Genomic DNA, 204 nt, shown 5'->3' on the forward strand with positions numbered 1-204 from the left:
ATTCAATTTGCATTTGATAAAGGTAGCATTAAGCCGTTAGATAACCAAGGTGGAAACAACAACCAAGGTGGAAACGACAACCAAGGCGGAAATAACAACCAAGGTGGAAACGACAACCAAGGCGGAAATAACAACCAAGGTGGAAACAACAACCAAGATAATAACACAACAATTGATCCAAAAGCTCTTAAAGATGGTGAATAC

The 204-nt window shown here is 39.2% G+C and carries 1 protein-coding gene; it reads left to right on the forward strand.

Translation table 11 applies throughout. The annotated features are described in order from the left end of the window. Positions 1-204 (forward strand): hypothetical protein (locus MR170_RS32170; RefSeq protein WP_242310805.1); only part of this gene is annotated, 204 nt, incomplete at both ends.

It is taken from the genome of Bacillus cereus group sp. BfR-BA-01524, from assembly GCF_022662595.1.
Lineage (GTDB): Bacteria > Bacillota > Bacilli > Bacillales > Bacillaceae_G > Bacillus_A > Bacillus_A thuringiensis_S.